The 20,802-nt window shown below is 44.1% G+C and carries 19 protein-coding genes; 16 read left to right on the top strand and 3 right to left on the bottom strand.

Features of this window, described 5'->3' with window-relative positions; translation table 11 throughout:
- The first annotated feature begins 5 nt into the window (after positions 1-5).
- From P5V12_RS11850 to P5V12_RS11795, 12 genes are all read left to right on the top strand, one after another.
- Entirely contained in the window at positions 6-626 is a 621-nt protein-coding gene (locus P5V12_RS11850) for a transglycosylase SLT domain-containing protein (RefSeq protein ID WP_316953301.1), read from the top strand.
- A gap of 53 nt (positions 627-679) precedes the next feature.
- The gene (locus P5V12_RS11845; RefSeq protein WP_316953300.1) at positions 680-1,105 is read left to right on the top strand and encodes a hypothetical protein; all 426 of its coding nucleotides are present in this window, start codon (positions 680-682) and stop codon (positions 1,103-1,105) included.
- A 255-nt stretch (positions 1,106-1,360) separates the two neighbouring features.
- Positions 1,361-1,912, top strand: coding sequence for a DUF4136 domain-containing protein (locus P5V12_RS11840; protein WP_316953299.1), 552 nt, complete (start codon positions 1,361-1,363; stop codon positions 1,910-1,912).
- Between the two features lie 194 nt (positions 1,913-2,106).
- Entirely contained in the window at positions 2,107-3,891 is a 1,785-nt protein-coding gene (locus P5V12_RS11835; protein ID WP_316953298.1) for an acyl-CoA dehydrogenase C-terminal domain-containing protein, read from the top strand.
- Positions 3,892-3,925: 34 nt separating this feature from the next.
- Complete coding sequence (locus P5V12_RS11830; RefSeq protein WP_316953297.1) at positions 3,926-5,542, top strand: AMP-binding protein; 1,617 nt, start codon at positions 3,926-3,928, stop codon at positions 5,540-5,542.
- A gap of 48 nt (positions 5,543-5,590) precedes the next feature.
- Positions 5,591-6,253, top strand: coding sequence for a zinc metallopeptidase (locus tag P5V12_RS11825; protein ID WP_316953296.1), 663 nt, complete (start codon positions 5,591-5,593; stop codon positions 6,251-6,253).
- 51 nt (positions 6,254-6,304) lie between these two features.
- A complete protein-coding gene (locus P5V12_RS11820) occupies positions 6,305-7,216 on the top strand; it encodes an SPFH domain-containing protein (RefSeq protein WP_316953295.1) in 912 nt (303 codons plus the stop codon).
- 40 nt (positions 7,217-7,256) lie between these two features.
- On the top strand, positions 7,257-7,700 hold the full coding sequence (locus P5V12_RS11815; RefSeq protein WP_316953294.1) for an NfeD family protein: 444 nt from the start codon (positions 7,257-7,259) through the stop codon (positions 7,698-7,700).
- Positions 7,701-7,911: 211 nt separating this feature from the next.
- Complete coding sequence (locus tag P5V12_RS11810) at positions 7,912-9,054, top strand: patatin-like phospholipase family protein (protein WP_316953293.1); 1,143 nt, start codon at positions 7,912-7,914, stop codon at positions 9,052-9,054.
- Positions 9,055-9,291: 237 nt separating this feature from the next.
- Positions 9,292-10,554, top strand: coding sequence for a dienelactone hydrolase family protein (locus P5V12_RS11805; protein WP_316953292.1), 1,263 nt, complete (start codon positions 9,292-9,294; stop codon positions 10,552-10,554).
- Between the two features lie 247 nt (positions 10,555-10,801).
- Positions 10,802-11,716 carry a DMT family transporter gene (locus P5V12_RS11800; protein ID WP_316953291.1) on the top strand — a complete coding sequence of 305 codons (915 nt, stop codon included), beginning with the start codon at positions 10,802-10,804 and terminating at the stop codon, positions 11,714-11,716.
- Positions 11,717-11,841: 125 nt separating this feature from the next.
- The gene (locus P5V12_RS11795; protein WP_316953290.1) at positions 11,842-12,123 is read left to right on the top strand and encodes a hypothetical protein; all 282 of its coding nucleotides are present in this window, start codon (positions 11,842-11,844) and stop codon (positions 12,121-12,123) included.
- Positions 12,124-12,188: 65 nt separating this feature from the next.
- Here the strand turns inward: P5V12_RS11795 and P5V12_RS11790 are convergent, their stop codons facing one another.
- Positions 12,189-12,473: a hypothetical protein gene (locus P5V12_RS11790; protein WP_316953289.1), complete on the bottom strand. Its 285-nt coding sequence runs from the start codon at positions 12,471-12,473 to the stop codon at positions 12,189-12,191.
- Positions 12,474-12,946: 473 nt separating this feature from the next.
- A complete protein-coding gene (gene acnB / locus P5V12_RS11785) occupies positions 12,947-15,571 on the bottom strand; it encodes a bifunctional aconitate hydratase 2/2-methylisocitrate dehydratase (RefSeq protein ID WP_316953288.1) in 2,625 nt (874 codons plus the stop codon).
- Positions 15,572-15,949: 378 nt separating this feature from the next.
- Between acnB and P5V12_RS11780 the strand changes: the two genes are divergently transcribed.
- From P5V12_RS11780 to P5V12_RS11765, 4 genes are all read left to right on the top strand, one after another.
- The gene (locus P5V12_RS11780) at positions 15,950-16,411 is read left to right on the top strand and encodes a DUF1289 domain-containing protein (RefSeq protein WP_316953287.1); all 462 of its coding nucleotides are present in this window, start codon (positions 15,950-15,952) and stop codon (positions 16,409-16,411) included.
- A 26-nt stretch (positions 16,412-16,437) separates the two neighbouring features.
- Entirely contained in the window at positions 16,438-17,052 is a 615-nt protein-coding gene (locus P5V12_RS11775; RefSeq protein ID WP_316953286.1) for a tRNA-(ms[2]io[6]A)-hydroxylase, read from the top strand.
- Positions 17,053-17,253: 201 nt separating this feature from the next.
- Positions 17,254-18,141, top strand: coding sequence for a hypothetical protein (locus tag P5V12_RS11770; RefSeq protein ID WP_316953285.1), 888 nt, complete (start codon positions 17,254-17,256; stop codon positions 18,139-18,141).
- A 452-nt stretch (positions 18,142-18,593) separates the two neighbouring features.
- Positions 18,594-20,018 (top strand): thaumatin family protein, encoded by a 1,425-nt coding sequence (locus P5V12_RS11765; RefSeq protein WP_316953284.1) that lies wholly within the window; start codon positions 18,594-18,596, stop codon positions 20,016-20,018.
- Between the two features lie 36 nt (positions 20,019-20,054).
- Here P5V12_RS11765 and P5V12_RS11760 read toward each other — a convergent pair whose 3' ends face one another.
- Positions 20,055-20,780: a UDP-2,3-diacylglucosamine diphosphatase gene (locus tag P5V12_RS11760; protein ID WP_316953283.1), complete on the bottom strand. Its 726-nt coding sequence runs from the start codon at positions 20,778-20,780 to the stop codon at positions 20,055-20,057.
- Positions 20,781-20,802 lie beyond the last annotated feature (22 nt).

Here is a 20,802-nt window from a genome sequence, read left to right as displayed (position 1 = left end):
GTCGGATGTTAACCTGGACTAAACACCCGAAATGCCTAATTGCCTGGAGCAGTTTTTTGATTCTCGTTGGCTGCGCCAGTACTCCACCTAAACACCTGGATAACATATGCAGTATCTTTGATGAAAAGGACGGTTGGTACAAAGATGCCAAAGCCGCATCGGACCGCTGGAACATCCCCATCGCCACCAATATGGCGTTTATCTACCAGGAATCCCGCTTTGTACCAAAGGCAAAACCGCCGAGGACGAAAATTCTATGGGTGTTTCCTGGTCCGCGTAAAAGCAGCTCCTATGGCTATTCCCAAGCTAAAGACGAAACCTGGGATACTTACCGAAAAGCGACCGGTCACTGGGGAGCTGACCGCGATGATTTCGACGATGCAATCGACTTTATTGCCTGGTATAACCGAACCAGTGTTGAACGAGCACGCGTTTCTGCATCTAGCCCGTACCATCTGTATCTGGCCTATCATGAAGGTCAGGGTGGTTACAAAAGAGGCACCTATAAGAGCAAAAAATGGCTAATGGGTGTCGCTAGAAAGGTTGAGCAGCGTGCCAATCGATACTCGACACAACTCGCAAAATGTGAAAAGCGTTTAAATTCTTCTTGGTGGTGGCCATTTTAAATCGGTATTATTCTTGATTATTCACCGCCAAATACGAGATTAAGCAAACAACAATGGATCAAGAATCAATCGTCTATGGTTGTATCAAAGACGTTGCCCAGTTCGGCAACGAATCTCAACGCAAGCAAGCTAACCGACGTGCTATGCTGAGCTTGCCAACGGCAGATGAATGGCCTTATCTCTGTCAGGAAATGTTCGCCTTGCCGCGAGTTGAATCTGCCACTGACACCTATCAGACAGAAGTAATGCATTTCGGTGCTTCATATAAAGCCATTGAGTATGAATGGGAGCACTGGATGAAAAAATTTGAAAACTTGTTGGATAGTATGTATTGGGTGTCAGCCGTTGTACACTTGGAAACGGAGCTTTCGGGTACCCACACGTTTGTTTGGGAAAGCTACAATAACGGTCACGAACCGGGCGCAGGAATACAGCAAGTTCGTTGTGAATGGACCCATGAAAATAGTTTTACCGGGTAAGTTGTATTGAAATTAAAATTTAAAATAAAAAAACGCACAAGTGTATTTATAACGATCCTTGCGTGTGCTGCGTCCATATGGATGATGATAGATGTTTTTGCGTTTCCCGTAGAAGAGGTTGTAAGATTTTTCTGGATATGCATCGCTTTTCTCATCATTATATTGCTGATTACGGCACCTCTAGGATTGATTTTACGATGGATAATTTCACGTAAAAACAAATGAATAGTTAAGCGATAACGTGGTGAATAACGCATGAAAAAATTTGGTCAATTAATCTTTGTCTTGTTGTCGGTTCTATTCATTGCTTCCTGTGCGTCTCAAAAAACCACAACGGATTATCAGCCTGGCTATGAATTTAGTTCGTTAAAAAAATATTATCTCCTGCCTAACCCTGAAAATACTAAGGATAATCCAAAAGTCTCTCAGCTTGATTTAAAACGTATTGAGTATGCACTGGAAAATACGCTTAATACTCGTTTCGAGAAAGTGGAAAAAGAACAGGCTGATTTCTGGGTGCGCTATCATTTACTGGTTGAGGAAAAGTCAGACGTGCGCAGTGTCGATGTCGGCTTTTCTCGTAGAAATAGCTGGTATTACTGGGGAATCCGCGATGAAGATGTGTATACCGTGCATTATCAGGAAGGCAGTATCATTGTAGATTTCCTTGATGCAAAAACTGAGGACGTAGTGTGGCGAGGGGTTACCAAAGGTAAAATCAAACCCAAACTTAATCCATCAGAACGACAATCTAAAGTTGTTGAGGAAATTAATAACTTATTGCAATTATTTCCGCCAACTCCATAACTGTTGCTAAACAGGGAGGTTAAATCAAATGTGTCTACTGCTACCAAGCAATCCATTTCAAGATCTATTAACGTATTCTTGTTAGAAGACGTGACTTGCCCTGCTAAACTTAATAAAAACCGTACCTTGATATTGCCGACGACTTAATTGCTAAATTCTGAGCACATGCTAGATCTTCATCGGAGGAGTGACACATGGCGGACTACAAAGCCCCTATCAGAGATATCGAATTTACACTGTTTGAATTGCTTGGTTACGCCGAGCACTGCCAGCAGTTGCCCAATGGTGAAGACACAGCACCGGATGTCATCAGCGCCATCTTGGAAGAGAGCGCCAAGTTTTGCGAAAACGTTATTGCTCCACTAAACAGTGTTGGTGACACAGAAGGGTGCCAGTGGGTTGATGGCGAAGTGACCACACCCAGCGGCTTTAAAGAGGCATATCAACAATACGTTGACGCCGGCTGGCCAACCATGAGCCACAGTGTCGAATATGGTGGACAGGGGTTGCCAGATTCTCTTGGTCATGTGCTCAGCGAACTCAATGGTTCTGCAAACTGGTCCTGGTCTATGTACCCCGGTTTATCGCATGGGGCGATGAAAACCATAGAAAGCCACGGAACCGAAGAGCAAAAATCCATTTATTTAACCAAGTTAGTTGAAGGTGCATGGACTGGAACCATGTGTCTCACCGAGTCCCACTGTGGTTCCGACCTTGGAATGCTGAGAAGTAAAGCGATTCCCAATGACGATGGCAGTTACAGTATTACGGGAACCAAAATTTTTATTTCGTCCGGTGAGCATGATTTAGCGGAAAACATTGTTCATATTGTTTTGGCGCGCTTACCAGATGCACCTGAAGGCACTAAAGGCATATCCCTTTTCATTGTTCCCAAGTTTTTGCCTGATCAAGCAGGTAATGTTGGCGACCGAAACGCAGTCAAGTGCGGCTCGCTCGAACATAAAATGGGGATTCATGGTAACGCTACCTGCGTTCTGAATTTTGACGGCGCTAAAGGCTTTTTAATTGGCCCGCCTAATCGCGGCTTAAATTGCATGTTCACCTTTATGAATATCGCGCGAATCGGCACTGCGATACAGGGGCTATCCCATGCTGAAGTGGGGTATCAAAAATCTCTTGCGTATGCCAAGGATCGATTGCAAATGCGATCATTGAGTGGGGCGAAAAATCCTGATGGTCCTGCGGATCCCATTATTGTCCACCCTGATGTTCGCAGAATGCTCCTAACGCAAAGAGCCTTTGCTGAAGGTGGCCGTATGCTTATTTATTACGCAGCGATCCTGGTGGATGTGGAAAAACATGGGCAAGAGGACAAACAACAAGAAGCCAACCAATTACTGGCACTGTTAACCCCTATTGCAAAAGCTTTTTTGACTGAAGTGGGTTTCGAATCTTCCAACCTGGGAATGCAGTGTTTTGGTGGGCACGGTTATATTCGTGAATGGGGCATGGAACAAAATGTACGTGATGCCCGCATTGCGATGTTGTATGAAGGGACCACCGGTATTCAAGCTTTGGATTTATTGGGGCGCAAGGTGTTAATGAGCCAGGGAGAAAATCTTAAGGTTTTCACCAAGCAAGTTCATTTATTCTGCAAAGCAAATCAGGAAAATGAAAACGTAAAACACCTTATTGAACCACTCGCCAACGCCAACAAAGCCTGGGGTGATTTAACTATGCACGTTGGTTTGAGCGCATTGGAAAATCAGGAAGAGGTAGGTGGTGCAGCCGTTGATTATTTGATGTTTTCCGGTTATGTGTGTCTCGCCTATTTTTGGGCGCGCGCTGCAGTACTGGCAAGCCAGAAACTTGAAGTTGAAGCGTCGGACTTTTACGCTGGAAAACTAAAAACAGCAAATTTTTATTTTGCCAGGATTCTCCCTCGTGCCTATGCGCATGATGCGGTTATTCGCTCTGGTGTTAGTTCATTGCTCGATATGACAGAAGATCAATTTTAAATAAATAACAATAATGACTGGGAACAGGAACCCAATGATTAAACACGTGCAACGTTTTTCTAATGCTGTTGAACTGTTAGAGCACTCTTTTAAGGCTTACAAAAAGAAACCCGCATTCACATGCATGGGGCGAACGCTCACTTATGGTGAATTGGATAAACTCAGTTACCGATTTGCCTGTTTTTTACAGCATAGGTTGGGGTTTAAACCCGGTGATCGAATAGCTGTGCAGTTGCCCAATATACTGCAGTATCCTATTGTTTTTTATGGTGCAGTAAGAGCGGGTGTGATTGTGGTGAATACCAACCCTTTGTACACACCGAGAGAAATTCGACATCAGCTGAGAGACAGTGGGGCCAGGGCAATCGTGGTGTTATCCAATATCGCCCACAATGCAGCCAATATTGTAAAACAAACCGATGTTGAAAATGTGATCGTCACAGACATTGCAGATGTGCACACTTTTCCCAAAAGGCAACTGATAAATTATGTGGTAAAGCACGTAAAAAAAATGGTGCCTGATTTTAATTTCGATAATCAAATACCTTTTCGTGCAGCCTTGAAGAAACCAAAGAAGCCGCTGGTTAAACCGGATATTTTGCCGGATAGTACAATGTTCTTTCAATATACTGGCGGTACAACCGGAGTGTCTAAAGGCGCTATGCTGACTCATCACAATATGATGAGTAACGTGTGGCAAATGATTAACCATATGCCTAGTGCATTTGATGAAGCAAGTGAAACATTTGTTTGTTGTTTACCGCTTTATCATATATATGCCCTGAATTTACATGGTTTATCGGCAATTTGTTGTGGCGAACATAATGTACTGATTCCAAACCCTCGGGACCTGGATTCGTTTGTAAAGCTGTTAAAACCACATCAAATGACTATTTTCGTGGGAATCAATACTCTCTATAACGCGTTGTGCCGTCATAAAGGTTTCCGTGAAGAAGTTGATTTTTCCAAACTGAAAATCGCCTGTGCAGGTGGTATGGCGCTTACCAATGATGCGGCTGCCGCCTGGAAAGAATTGACTGGCCTGGACATTATTGAGGGGTATGGTTTAACAGAGACATCTCCTGTGGTGTGTGGTAACTACGCGCATAATATTCGTCAGGGGACGATTGGCCCGGCATTACCAGAAACAGAGATAAAAGTTGTAGACGATGACGGTGTCACTTTGCCCTCTGGGCAGGCGGGAGAGCTATGTGTGCGTGGTCCTCAGGTGATGAAAGGCTATTGGAACAAGCCGGAGGAAACCGCCAAAGTATTTGACGCTGAGGGCTGGTTTAAAACCGGTGATATTGCTGTTATTGAAGAAGATGGTTATGCTCGAATTGTTGATCGAAAAAAAGACATGATCATTGTTTCGGGTTTCAACGTTTATCCGAACGAAATAGAAGAAGTTATCGCACAAATGGATAATGTGTTGGAAGTGGCGGTGATTGGTGTTCCTGATGCAAATACGGGAGAAGCGGTGAAGTTATTTGTTGTGCCGGCTAATGAAGATCTTACCGAAGACGATATATACGATCATTGCTGTGAAAAACTGACACGTTATAAACTTCCTAAAATTATAGAATTTAGAGACAGTCTGCCTAAAACTAACGTGGGTAAAATATTACGACGCGAGTTGCGGGAGAGCTAATCGGGGATTCGGAATAATTTGTTTATATTATTTTTAGTATGTGCAGTAATGGCCTCAATTCTATTACCAGAATGGTGGGTCAGTCATATATTAAAAAAACATCATAAAACATTGCCTAATATGCCGGGCGACGGAGAATCGCTCGCTCGACATCTTATTGAACGTTTGCAGTTGGACTGTGATGGTATTGATTCTGCGGATTCTGGATATGGAAGCTATCTGGCATCTGAAAAACGCTTCATTTTTAATCGCATTTATCTAAAAGGTAAATCACTTAGTTCAATTGCGATTATTACCCACGAAATATGTACTGCCCTTCAGCACCAGAAAAATGAGTTGATATATCAGACTAAGATAAAGCATTTTAATCTGGCCCGGCAATGCCAAAAGCTGGGAGCAACGACATTGCTGTTTGTGCCTATTGTGGCGGGGTTAATAAAGGTGCCTCAGATCCTGTTAATTTATATTTTAGTCGGCGTGGGCTTTATGCTCCTTTCAGTGGCGGTTTATTCCTACATGTTGCCCCAAAAACTGGATGCGAGTATGAACAAAGCGCTTCCTATTTTGGATAAGGGAGGGTATCTTCCTAAGGCTTATGTGGAGAATATTCGTTACATACTTATGGCTTACGCCATATTGGATGTTGTAGAAGCTCTGGCCGATATTCTTCGGTTCTGGCGGTGGTTAGGCCTGATTAATCAGCCGAAATAATGCCATGCTTCTCTTGGGAATTTTTGTTTAACAAATTGGGGGTATTTTGGGATGTTTGAATATAATTTTGCAGCGATTGCTGTTTTGGTTCTTGCCGTTGTCACGGTATATTCCGGCTGGAAGAGTGTACCGCAAGGGCAGGAGTGGACTGTCGAGCGTTGGGGCAAATTCACTCGCGTTCTGAAGCCGGGTTTCAATTTGATCATTCCTTACATGGATAAAATTGGTAAAAAACAAATCGTGATGGAACAGGTTCTGGATGTTGAACCGCAGGAAGTCATCAGTGCGGATAACGCCATGGTGACAACGGATGCAGTGTGCTTTTTCCAGGTAATTAACAGTATTAAAGCCTCCTATGAAGTGAACGATCTTGAGCGCGCTATGCAGAATTTGGTCATGACCAATATTCGTGCTGTATTAGGTTCTATGGAACTGGATGCAATGCTTTCCAATCGTGACCAAATTAACACCGAGTTGCTGGTGAAAGTGGATGAGGCAACTAATCCCTGGGGTATCAAGGTCACGCGTATTGAAATTAAAGATATTACGCCTCCCCGCGATCTGGTCGAGGCGATGGCGAACCAAATGAAAGCAGAGCGTGAAAAACGTGCACAAATTCTTCGTGCAGAAGGCGAGCGGGAAGCATCGATTAAGGTCGCTGAAGGTGCCAAGCAAGCTGAGGTATTAAGAGCAGAAGGTGCGCGACAAGCGGCATTCCTGCAGTCTGAAGCGCGTGAACGGGAAGCCCAAGCTGAAGCCAAAGCAACTTATATGGTAAGTGAGGCAATCAGTAAAGGTGACCCTCGTGCAATTAATTACTTCGTTGCCCAAAAATACGTTGATGCTCTCGGGAATGTTGCTTCGGCAGATAACAGCAAGGTGATTATGATGCCGCTTGAAGCCAGCGATGTTATTGGTTCTATTGCTGGAATTAAAGAGCTGGTAGCCGGCGCTAAAGGGTAAATATGTACATATGCGCACTTAGCGTTTTGAGGGTAACAATGTGAACTATTTTTTTAGTTTGGGTGCCTGGGCCTGGGTTATTCTAGGTGTGGCATTATTAGTCATAGAAGTTTTGGGAGCGGGAGGCTTTTTGCTTTGCGTGGGATTGTCCGCGTTGGTGATTGCTTTGATTACCTCCTTTGTTGATATTTCATGGCAGGTGCAGTTAATTGTTTTTGCATTTTTGTCTGTTATCTCAACATTCTTTTATTGGAAATATTACAAACCAGCTGATATTAAGTCCGAAGATCCAATGCTTAACAATCGAATGGAAAGATTGGTTGGAACCAAGACTGTACTTATTCAGCCCATCATAGCCGGAGTAGGTAGAGTTCAAATATCTGATGCACTTTGGACTGTTCACTGTGATGAAGAATTGGAAAAAGGAAATATGGTTGAAATTATCGGTTATGACGAAAGCACTTTGATTGTTAAACCGATTTAAATATTGAATTATCACAAATATACAAAGCCACTTTCTAGTGGCTTTTTTTTCGATCTGAAATCACGCCTCTAAGGGAGGTGCCAGTAGTCAGAATAGGAAATATGTGAACGCCAACTGGCACACAGCTGGATTTTTATATGGTGGAATTCAACAGAATTCGCGTCCATACTGAAAATGACGAGAGTTTTTTACGGAGATTCGGCCCCGATACATGTCAACGAATGCATTAATACTTTCCGGTGGGGGTGCTCGTGCAGCGTATCAAGTGGGAGTTCTACGTGCTGTAGCGGATATATTGCCCAAACTCCACAACCCATTTCCCATTATATGTGGTACCTCCGCTGGTGCGATTAACGCAACGGCTATGGCCGCCCACCCAGGGGAGTTTCGTACTGCAGCGATCGATTTGGCTGACACGTGGCGGTCATTGGAGATCGACAATGTGTTTAAAACCGGTTGGGTCCCATTATTAAAAGGAACAACGAGTATTGCCGCTTCGTTGTTTAATCAAGGGGTCGGACAAAAAAAACCTTTATCATTACTCGACAACTCTCCACTTCGAGAGTTACTGAATAGTATTTTGCCACTGGATAATATTGATCGTCGGATAGAAAAAAGAGAGCTGGAGGCCCTATGTATTACTGCTATGGGCTACTCCACAGGTGAGAGTGTCAGTTTCTTTCAGGGCAACCCTTCTCTAAGAGGGTGGCGTCGATTTCGCCGAGTGGGAACACCGGCTAAGATATCGGTTGAGCATTTGCTGGCTTCGTCTGCAATTCCCGCTATCTTTCCTGCGGTTCCATTGAACAAAGAATATTTTGGTGATGGTGCCATGCGTCAAATGGCACCGATTAGTCCTGCTCTTCATTTGGGAGCCGATCGTATTTTTGTTATCGGAGTGAGTGGAAATAGAAACCCGCTTCACTGGAGTAACAGAAAAAAAATCCCAATCAAACACTCCCCGTCAATGGCACAAATAATTGGCCAGATGTTTAGTAGTGCTTTTATTGACTCGTTGGAAGGGGATATTGAGCACTTGGGACGAACCAATCAATTGTTAAATATGTTGAATGATGAACAGCAGCAGGAGGCTGCTCACCTTCGCCCTGTTGAAACCCTGATTATTTCCCCCACGAAACAACTGGATCAGATTGCCGGGAGGAAGGTTCGAAATTTATCACCCAGCTTACGTTTTATGATGCGTTGTACGGGTGCCACTCGACGTGGAGGTGGTGCTACCACTGCGAGTTATCTTATGTTTAACCATGAGTACTGTCATGAGCTGATTGAGTTGGGGTATCAGGACGCAATGTGGGAACGGGATGCCATCGAAAAGTTTTTTCTAATGGATTAACACCTATCCGTTTTTTCCTCGAATAAAAAAATGTTAATGTGGCGAACCCAGAGTACTGCCGTAGATTCATAATTGACCGTTGTTATTCAAAAATAGTTTTTCGGGGCGGAGTGGTTTTCCTTCAAGCTTTATGAAGCAAGTACTCTGAAATAGGGCTATATATCTTCTATCAAGAAGTGCGGGTCAGCACTTAGAGTCAAGTAATACAATAAGAACCAGATATCAGGAGAGTGAGTCATGAAAGTGATTAAAGTCCTTTTATTCGTTGTTGCAGCGCTTGTAGCAACTTTCTTTTTGGTGGGGTTCCTGTTACCACCATCTACCTATGTGGAGCGTAGTATTGAGATTAATGCGCCAAAGTCAGTGGTATTTAAGCTGGTTAGTGAACACAAGCAATTTGTACGTTGGTCTCCCTGGCAAAAAATATCGTCAGATATTGAGATGACATACGAAGGACCTGAAGTGGGAGTGGGTTCCACTGTACGCTGGTCAAGTGAACATCCTGAGGTGGGTAATGGCAGTTCAACATTCACCGTGTATGAACCCAATGCGCGCGTGGCTACGGAACTTATGTTTGATCAGGGTGGTGGTTTGGCGACTTACGAGTTAAGTGATACAAATAATCCGGATTCCGTCAAAGTAACCTGGGGTTTTAATACAGAACATGACAGTGTTGTTTCAAGGTATTTCGGTTTGATTCTTGATTCGTTACTTGGGCCAATGTACGAAGAAGGGTTGGCTGATTTGAAAACATTGGCGGAATCTGAACCTGCAATTATAACCAAAGAAGTTAAATATACCGTAGATGGGGTTGAGCTGACGGGTTATCTCGCTGCACCAGCAAAAGAGGGCGTATATCCAGGGATTGTGATCGTCCATGAATGGTGGGGGCACAACGATTACGCAAGAAAACGCACAGAAATGTTGGCCGAACTAGGTTACAGCGCGCTGGCTTTAGATATGTATGGGGATGGCAAACTAGCCAATCATCCAGAGCAGGCTACTGAATTCATGATGGCGGTGGTCAGTAACCAGGAGGTGGCTCAGGCTCGCTTTCAAGCCGCTGTGGATTTACTGAAAGAACAGAGTAAAACACAGGAGGGCAAGCTGGCCGCAATTGGATATTGTTTTGGTGGTGCTGTTGTATTGAGTATGGCACGCAGTGGTTTTGAAGACTTGGCTGGTGTTGTTAGCTTTCACGGTGCGTTAGGTGGTGTGGCTCCTGTAGCGGATAATGTTCAAGCCAAGTTCCTGATATTAAACGGTCAAGATGATCCATTTGTTACCGACGAGCAAAAAGACGCATTTAAACAGAGTATGGATGCCGTAAATGTCGACTATGAGTTTATCGATTATCCCGGAGTGAAGCACAGTTTTACCGTTAAAGATGCCGATGAAAAAGGAGCAAAATTCAATTTGCCTTTAGCATACAATGAAAAAGCAGATAAAGATTCCTGGTTGAGAATGCAACATTTTCTGCAGGGGATTTTTGCGGACTAAATAATGGCAACTGCACGAAATCGCCCGTAAACTGTAAACACTTGTTTAAGTATTTGCCGTATTGAGTGAATGGCCACCTGTTAGTAAGGTGGCCTTGCCGATAAATAATAAATTTATCGGTTTTGGTTTTTCATAAAGCTGTTTGTATTTCGATTTTTCTGATGCATATTTGACCTCTGGTTTGACTGTGTACAAATACCGCCAATACAAATTCGAATAGTATTTAGTTCTGGTGACAGTTCCGTTTTTGAGTGATTTTATTTTGCCTAAGTCCCAGTTAGTTCCCGCATGTATTCTCATTTTCGCCTCGATTCTTTGGGGGTTAACCTGGCTCCCGTTACATTTTCTGAAGGCGTTGGGATTAGATGGCATTCCTCTTATTTTTACTTCTCAGGCTATATTGGCAGTTCTATTTTCCGTAACCGGTTGGCGAATTCCTATAAATAAGCGCAACCTGTTGTTAATACTTGGTATTGCTCTGTGTGGTGGCGGCGCGATCCTGTGTTTTACCTACGCCTTAACTTATGGTGAAGTGATTCGGGTTATGGTCTTATTTTATCTATTACCGGTCTGGGGAGTGTTAGGGGGGAAGGTTTTTCTTGGTGAAGAAATAGATCTGTGGCGTTGGCTTGGGGTTGCTATGGCGGTTCTGGGGGCATTTATTATTCTGGGAGGCTGGTCTGTCTTTCAAACACCACCGAGTTGGATTGATGCCATGGCACTGGCATCAGGGATGTTGTTTGCCGGCAATAACATGTTTTTTCGGGGCGCTACGAATATCTCTCTCAGTTCAAAGCTAATGGCGATGTGTCTGGGGTGCTCCCTCCTGTGTGCCTTGGTTCTTCTTGCCCCTAGCATTAACTGGTCTCAACAGGCGTCCACCACGGCTTGGTGGTGGCTGATTGCCTACACTCTGGTGTGGTTGTTTATTGCCAACATTGCTTCACAGTGGGCGGTAATTCATATGGAGTCAGGGAAGTCGTCCATTATTTTGATTATGGAGTTACTTGCCGCCGTTGTTTCGGCCATGCTGATTGCTGGAGAGCGTTTTACAGCCATTGAGTGGCTAGGTTGCGTGCTCATTGTTGCTGCGGCCATCATTGAGTCCTGTCGTATACCTGAAGTCTTACCCGTTGAAGAGAAAAAGACGGCAATCAAGTAAGAGATATCTCACACTCAATTCGGTTAAGAATGGCATTCAAACCCAATTCCCTCGCGTAAAGTTCGCATCATAGAGCTGTAGTTCATTAATACACAAAAAACAAACAACTGTTCTGGGAGTCAACCATGGGAACTATTGAGGGAAGAGTGATTGCGTTGGATAAACAGTCTCTTCTGGCCGCTGTCGATATAGGTTGGGGGCAAGCGATTGTTATGGAGTTCAATCAATTTCATGCCTTATCAGAAGGTGACTGGCTGGAAAATTTACAAAACGGGTATGGTTCTATTCAGTGTTATAACAGCTCCCAGCAGAACTTCCTGGAAGTGACTGTACTCTCAGGAAGCGTACCAAGTGATACTGCATTGTTTGTAATTAATTCGAGACAAAATGTCGCAGATGCTGCATAAAAAACAGCAAATATTTATTTTTTATGACATTTTTGTTAAGGGAAAGAAAGGGTTATTCCTTTAGTTTATTTCTTGCGAAGGTTTTCATTTTCTGCCGCTTTAGTAATGATCTTGGTGTATAAGGTCATCAAGCGGGCGGCGAGATCCTGATATTCAGGGTGTTTGTCTATAATAGGCTTTATTTTTTGTCCGTCTCTTACAACAGACTCTAGAAATTCAAGATCAAATTCATTTAATACCTCGCCGGCATCCACTTTTTTTTCTAGACTAAGTGCATGGGGAAGGCGTTGTTTAACAATTCTTTCCAGAACCACTTCGATTACGCCTAATTCTTTTTCAGCAGGTGTCATATTTTTCTCTTTAATTCTTTAGCTGTTAAGGCAGTATGCATTGCTTCATTATGCAAGTTAGACAAAAAGCTCGCAAAAAAAAAGCCCCATTTAGGGGCTTTTTGATCTGTATAAAGAATTAAAGGCCAACTTCCTTATTTTTTACCGAAGTCATAAGCTTTTGTGACGATGGTTGACAATTATCATTTTGTTTTCGTTAAAAACAGCTCCGTAGAGTAGCTAAGGTAAAAGTAGTGTTTCCCAATTTCTCTTTTGAATAAATGCCTTTAGTGTTGTGCCTAATATGATGGGGTCTCCGATAGGGTAGTGTTTACGTTTTTTACCCTTAAACTTATATCGTGAGTCGTTTCGTAATATCTGCTTTATGCCATAGTGATAATTTATGAAGACTCTCAATTGAGTAGCGAAAATTGGATAAAAAAAAGCCTGACTCATACTGAGTCAGGCTTTTGCGATGTTTTATTGCGTGAGAATTAAACTTTTACTTCTTCAATTTCCACAGCAGCGATACGCTTACCTTCTTCTGCACCTTTCTTGAATGAATCAAGCTGATCGAAGCTCATATAACGGAATATCTCATCCGACATGGAGTCGATCTTTTGAGCGTATTCCTGATACTCCTCAGGAGTGGGGAGTTTGCCCAATATACCGCCAACTGCAGCAAGTTCTGCTGAGGTGAGGTATACGTTAGCGCCAGCGCCTAAGCGGTTAGGGAAGTTACGCGTAGAAGTTGAAAGTACCGTTGCGTTATCCGCTACACGGGCTTGGTTACCCATACACAGAGAACAGCCTGGCATTTCCATGCGAACACCAGCACGACCATAGATGTTGTAGTAGCCTTCTTCCATCAAGGTGTGGGCATCCATCTTGGTCGGTGGCGACATCCAGAAACGCGTTTTCAGGGCTGTGTTATTGGCTTCGAAAAGCTTACCAGCAGCTCGGAAGTGGCCGATGTTGGTCATACAGGAACCGATAAATACTTCATCAACACTGTCCCCAGCGACTTCAGAAAGCAGCTTCGCATCGTCCGGGTCATTTGGACAACACACGATAGGCTCGTTGATTTCGTTCAGGTCGATTTCGATTACGGCTGCGTATTCCGCGTCCGCGTCACCTTCCATCAGGCTTGGGTTGGCCAGCCATTCTTCCATTTTCTGAGCACGACGCTCAAGGGTGCGCTTGTCGCCGTAACCTTCGCTGACCATCCAGCGTAGTAGGGTGATATTGGAGCGCAAGTACTCTGCTACAGAATCTTCTGGAAGCTTAATGGTACAGCCTGCTGCAGAACGCTCTGCAGATGCGTCAGAAAGCTCGAATGCCTGTTCTACGGTCAGGTTGTCTAAGCCTTCAATCTCAAGAATACGGCCAGAGAAAATATTCTTCTTACCTTTCTTCTCGACTGTGAGTAAACCTTTCTGAATGGCGTAGTATGGGATCGCGTGAACAAGGTCGCGCAACGTGATACCGGGTTGCATTTCACCCTTAAAGCGGACCAATACGGACTCAGGCATATCCAGCGGCATCACACCGGTTGCTGCGGCAAACGCCACCAAGCCAGAACCCGCAGGGAAGGAGATACCCATAGGGAAACGTGTGTGGGAGTCGCCGCCTGTACCTACTGTGTCGGGTAGCAACATACGGTTCAACCAGGAGTGGATAATACCGTCACCCGGGCGCAGGGAAACACCACCACGGTTCATAATGAAGTCTGGTAGTGTGTGCTGAGTATCAATGTCTACGGGTTTTGGATAAGCCGCTGTGTGGCAGAACGACTGCATAGTCAAATCTGCAGAGAAGCCTAAACATGCCAGATCTTTCAGTTCGTCACGGGTCATTGGACCGGTGGTGTCCTGAGAGCCTACAGTGGTCATTTTTGGCTCACAGTAGGTGCCTGGGCGAATACCTTGACCGTCTGGTAATCCACATGCTTTACCGACCATTTTTTGCGCCAGGGTAAAGCCTTTGCCTGTGTCTTCAGGAGCCGCTGGTATACGGAACAGGTCAGATGCTGGCAAGCCTAAAGATTCACGAGCCTTGGCGGTTAGACCGCGGCCAATAATCAAATTGATTCGGCCACCGGCTTGCACTTCATCCAGTAAAACCTCAGATTTCAAGGCAAACTCAGAGATGACTGCACCGGCTTCGTTCAGGATTTTGCCATCATATGGACGGATTTCGATAACGTCACCCATGCCTAAATCATCGACCGGTGCTTCGAATACTAATGCGCCAGCATCTTCCATTGTGTTGTAGAAGATCGGTGCAACTTTACCGCCGATACAGATACCACCACCACGCTTGTTGGGTACACCGGAAATGTCTTCGCCGAAGTACCAAAGTACGGAGTTAGTTGCCGATTTACGGGAAGAACCTGTACCTACTACGTCGCCAACAAAAGCAACTTGATAGCCTTTGGCTTGTACTTCTTCAATTTGTGTTAGAGGGCCTTTTACGCCGGGCTCTGCCGGGGTAATGCCGTCACGCTCCATTTTGTACATGGCCAGGGCGTGAAGGGGAATGTCAGGGCGAGACCAGGCGTCTTGCGCTGGGGACAAATCATCGGTGTTTGTTTCGCCTGTTACCTTAAATACAGCAACTTTGATGGACTCGGCGACTGCGTCACGGCTGGTAAACCATTCTGCATCGGCCCAAGACTGCATCACCGCTTTAGCGTTGTCGTTGCCGGCTTTGGCTTTTTCTTCCACGTCGTGGAAGGCATCAAACATAAGCAGGGTGTGTTTTAGCTCTTCAGCAGCCAAAGCACCTAACTTGTCGCTGGTGAGTAAATCAACCAGAGTTTCGATATTGTAACCACCATGCATATTGCCCAGTAGCTTTACTGCAGCTTCTTGGCTAATTAATGGAGATTCTGCTTCTCCCTTAACGATGGCGGATAAGAAGCCGGCTTTTACATAGGCTGCTTCGTCCACACCGGGGGGCACGCGGTTACTGATAAGGTCAAGCAAGGTTTCTTCTTCACCTGCCGGTGGGTTTTTTAGCAACTCTACTAGCGCTGACACTTGCTCTGGTGATAGGGGCTTCGGGGGAATCCCTTGAGCTTGGCGTTCAGCTACATGTTGACGATAGGCTTCAAGCACGTTGATTTTCCTCTATTTTTTTGGTTTTAGTGCGGCAGCGCTGGGATCTCGCATACGGTGCCATTTCGGTGCCCTGAGAGCTCGTAGCCGCAGGGCATGAATTCGGGGCGCAAATTCTACACGATTGCCTTTTGCGTGTTAAGGAACCTCTGATTAATTCCCGTTCATACTGATTTTCGGCATCTTTAGCCGCCTAATTGGACGGTTTTGGAGTCAGTTTAGCCAATAATTAGAAGTTCTTATGAAGAATTTGGGGCATTCCGGTATGATGGCCACCTTTGAGGGTATTGTTCATTGTGGTGTTAAAACACAATATCCCGTCTGAAAAGGCCCAGATTTCTCCTGTATATAGTACCTAAGCAATTTTTGAGCGTTTCTGTGGTAAAAAGTGTCGTAAAAACTCCCTGTATTGGTGTGTGTTCCACCGGAATCGGTGATGATGTTTGCCGAGGTTGCAAACGGTTTACCCATGAGGTAATTCACTGGAACAGTTATTCTGATCGTGAGCGTCGCATCATCTGGCAGCGTCTGGATCAGTTATTGGCTCAAGTAGTGAAAGCCAAGGTACTGATATGGGATGCAGAGAAATTGCTGGGGCAGATGAGCGCACAACAAATAGACTTTGATGAGTCTCGCAACCCTTATTGCCTGTTTCAGGAACTGCTCAAAGCTGGGGCGAGCCAAATAAAAAATCTGAGTGAGTATGGGTGTCAACTCACTTCCGAATATGCAGCAACGCCGTTAGTCAAGCTACGCATATTAATCGATGCAGACTTTTACACATTATCGCAAGTTCATTACCAGCGATATTTTATTATGCCGGAACACATGAACTCTTAAACCTTGTGCAAGTAGAATAATTAAGCATGTCAGTTGATATTTCAGAAATTCAATCTTTTCTTCTTTGCGAAACACCAGCAGCCTGGATTGATGTAGCAAAACATCCAGATAATTTACCTATGTTACTGATCGATCATGCCAATTGCGAGAAAAAAGCGGCGAGTACCGCGATGCATTTAATGTATCGATACACCGATGATTTTGACTTGTTAAATAAAATGTCCAGATTGGCTCGGGAAGAGTTGCGCCATTTTGAACAGGTGATCGCCATTATGGAAAAACGGGGTATCGAATATGACCCTGCTAATGCTTCGCGCTATGCCTCCGAATTGAGAAAACCCGTTCGTACCTATGAACCGGCCAGAGCCATAGATACATTAATTGTTGGTGCAATTATCGAGGGGCGATCATGTGAGCGATTTGCCAAGTTGGCACCGTACCTGGATGAAGAGCTACAAAAATTTTACCTGTCTTTATTAAAGTCAGAAGCCCGTCATTTTAAAGATTATTTAACCCTGGCAAAGAAGTTTGCCGGCGGTGAATCTATTGATGACCGTATTCAAGTGTTTCTTGAGCGGGACAAAAAACTGGTTGAAAGCGCTGATTCGGAATTTCGGTTTCATTCAGGGGTTGTTAAATAGCCTTCTATATACATGGCAAAATTATGAGTGTATAAATGTAAATGAGGTAATGTCGTACTTTATGTGTCTTTTAAGATAAGGAATTAGTGTTTTTTATGTCCTTATATGGGGTGGCTTTCTCGACGGGAAGATAGTCGTGATGGGGTATGAGTAACTGGTTTTATTTGATTTTTTCTACTTCAATTTGTAAAGGGAATAATTATGTATAGAAATGTATATTTGATGAGGTTTTTAAGTCTTGTTTTTACCTCGCTTCTTGTTTTTACGACGTCAGCTGCTTATGCTGGTTGGATAAAATTTTCTCTTCCTGATCCGAGGGATGTTATTCCTGAGCTGGATGGCCTTCTAGATGGTGATATATGTGCTGCAACACCTGGGTGCAGTGCTGTTGATTACAACGTTCGTTCGTGCATTATTAGCTTTGATGAGAATGCTTGTGCAACCTCTATTCTTCTTCCTAATTTTATTGATGATTGTAAAAAGACAGGAGGGTTGGTTTCCACGATCTATGAGAATCTGGTGGAGCAAAAACTAACGGATGTGGTAGAGCTTCATGGCTTATATGGCGATGTTGTGGAGATTTTTGAGGTTAGATTGAAATCTCCAGGTTTTGCCCAGTTTGTGCGTGATAATGTTGATCATTATGTCGTGTCTCGCGGTTTCTTAAGCGGAGAAGGTAAAACTTCAAGAACAACTATTTACTACGATAATTATAACCCTCCAGCTGAATTGGTTATGCATGAGTTGGTACATGTTTGGCAGTACTATAAATATGGAATGACTACTTTATCCGAGAGTTATTGTGAAGAAACTGCGGAAAATGGGGCTTTACCTACATACAGGTTTACTTTGGACTCAAATAAATCATTTTATGAATATGGTCGAGAGCAGCAAGGTGAGATAATTGAAGAGTTCTATCGAATTGTATTAGCTGGAGAGTTACTGTTTTGTGATTCGGAAGATAATTTTCTTAATTGCGCATCCTATTCAAATGTAAATGATATGAAAGATGATTTTGTGGCTGTAATAGGTAATACTCCTGTTGAAATGGTTTCTTGGCTTATTCCGGTATTAAGCTTATTAAACTAATATTGTGTTAATGCTGGCTATAGAAGGGCTCTAGTCAGCATTGTTTTTTCTATGCTCAGCAGTCGCAACGTTTTTTGTTCTGTGCGGGCTGGTTAATAAATGCTTTTCTGTATCCGTTTCTTTATTTTTCTAGTTAGAAACACATTTTATATAAATGTTTATATGCCTATACGTATCTGGAGGCTGCAATTTTTGTTTGTTGTTATCGTTAAATTTAACTTATCGTTTTTGAGAGGGGTTTTCTTTGTTGGTGTAAATTACGTTGTTCGTTTTTTATGGGAACCCGGTCAAGTGTTTTTATTAAAAAAGTACTAATTCAAATCATAGGTCAAATCGATTTTAATGCTTATGATGACAATCGGATGAGTTTGATGTGAATGGTAAAAGTTTTTTATAGCAAACTCGCTATTGAAAACTACGCTTTCATTTACATCAATCAAAAAGGGTTTCTAATGAAAAACTCGTCTGCTAACGTATTATTACGTCTTACTCATCTGTTCATCTTCTCTATCTTATTTTTATCGTATCAGACTCAGGCTTATCAACCATGTCCTGGTAATCAGCGAACTATGACCGTTGCCAATTCCAGCAGTCAGGATATTTGGTTGGGGGTTGCTGGCGGTACCATTTCCTGTTTATCCGATTCAGATTGCCCAACCGGTGCAGCCGGGTCTTGCCAGGGAGCAAATCCTCCCACCGCGGGCACCTGTTCCTGCGCGACGGATTCCAACGCGTGTGGCAGTGTCTCCCAATGTAATACCAACAATAATTACTGTTACTGGAATTTGCCAACCAATGCGGGCGTAAAAATTGATGCAAAAGGTGGTTTGCAAACGCTATGTTTTCAGGAGCCTGATGGAAGTAAACCGTTTCAATGGAGCGGCAATATGTTTGCGCGAACAGGCTGTGATGCTAACGGACAAAACTGCCAAACAGGGGAGTGTGGGAATGCCGCGAACAAGCCTTGTCCAACGGGTACCGGAGGTAATCCGCCGGTTTCGTTAGTGGAGTTTACGCTAAGTAATCAGACCTCAGCAGCAAGCTCACCTGGACCGGATTTCTATGATGTGAGTATTATTAATGGCGTGAATCTGGCTGTGCAAATGGGGCCTGCAAGTGAAACCTATGCATCCGCCAAGAATGACCCGTATTCATGCGAAACTGCTGGCGCAGCTAACGGGACAAAAGGCGGTTTAAGCGGCTGTAATTGGAAGATCAATCCAACCATTGCCGGTAAGGACTACAGTTCAACCATGCAGAATGTTCATCCCAGTCTTTTCTCTGGAAAAACCTGCCCAAGTGGCAAGGCACCTAACTCTCTGGGTTACTGCGAGTGCAGCACGGCAAGCGACTGTAGTGGTATTTCTGGATCAGTATGTGGCTTAGCGCAGAATGCCGTAAAAGGAGAAATACTGGGCAATGTCTGCGGTGAAGCGACCGGATGGTGGTCGGCGGATCAAATTTGTGGCATGGACGGCAGTTTTGGTGCGCCAATACACTGCGGAAAAACAACCAAAGGTGGTCAGAGCTATACCGCTTTATTAGGTTGTACGGGAGTGGCTTCGTGTTATAACAGTGCGGCAAAAGCTGATTGTTGTGGTTGTGGTACGAGCAAAAAAGCCGATGGGAACTGGCCTAAAGTTCTTGGTCCGGGTTATGGAGGCAGTGACAACGGTTGTTACTCCAATAATCCCGACTGGGTGTCGGATATTCAGCCCTGGTTATCCTATTTAAAAACCGCCTGCCCAACGGCCTACGTTTACCCCTATGACGATGCGACCAGTACCTTTACTTGTGCGGGCTCCAGGATAAATGATCCAAAAGGGAAGAAAGTTGGGCCACCTGACTACAATGTTATTTTTTCTGATTTGAATTAGGCGTTAAAAGCAGGGCAGGGGTAACACCTTGTTCTGCTATTTGATATCGAAACTCACGAGTTCTAATTCGCCATTTTCCGCTTTGATGTACCAACCTTTATCACCCCAGTCGCCCAGTACATAACGTTTTGCCTTCATACCTGGCATTTCTATGGTGTGTACATCGGGTCGGTGGGTATGGCCGTGAACAAGGGTAAAAACATTTTTTGCGGCAAGTAAGTTAATAACAGTATTGTTATTTACGTCCATGATGTCTTCCGCTTTATTGCTGTTCATGGTCTTACTTTGATTACGCATCTGTGCAGCGATAGCTCGGCGTTGTTCCAGAGGCATGGCCAATGCTTGCTGTTGCCAAAGTGGATTGCGAACCTGCGCACGGAATTGCATATACTCGAAATCATCGATGCAAAGGCTGTCTCCGTGCATAAGCATCAGGGTTTGGCCTTCAATTTCAACGATGCTTGGGTCTTCCAGCAAGGTAACACCTGTTTGCTGGGCAAAGGTTTCGCCCAGCAAAAAGTCCCGATTGCCGACCATAAAATAGATAGTTAATCCGGCATCGGTATACTGTTTCAATTGCTTCTTAACCGTTTGGCATATTTCAGAATCATCGTCATCGCCGACCCACGCATCAAAGAAATCACCGAGTATGTAGAGTGCATCCGCGTCCTTGGCGATGGAATCGACAAATGAACAGAATGCCTCGTACAGCTTGGGGGTGGCTTCGGAGAGATGTAGGTCGGAGATGAAGTATGTGGTCATAGTGTTTCTACTAACGATCCTG

It is taken from the genome of Teredinibacter sp. KSP-S5-2 (assembly GCF_032773895.1).
Taxonomy (GTDB): domain Bacteria; phylum Pseudomonadota; class Gammaproteobacteria; order Pseudomonadales; family Cellvibrionaceae.
The sequence above is the reverse complement of the archived record's forward strand: the minus strand, read 5'-3'. Positions and strand labels throughout refer to the sequence as shown.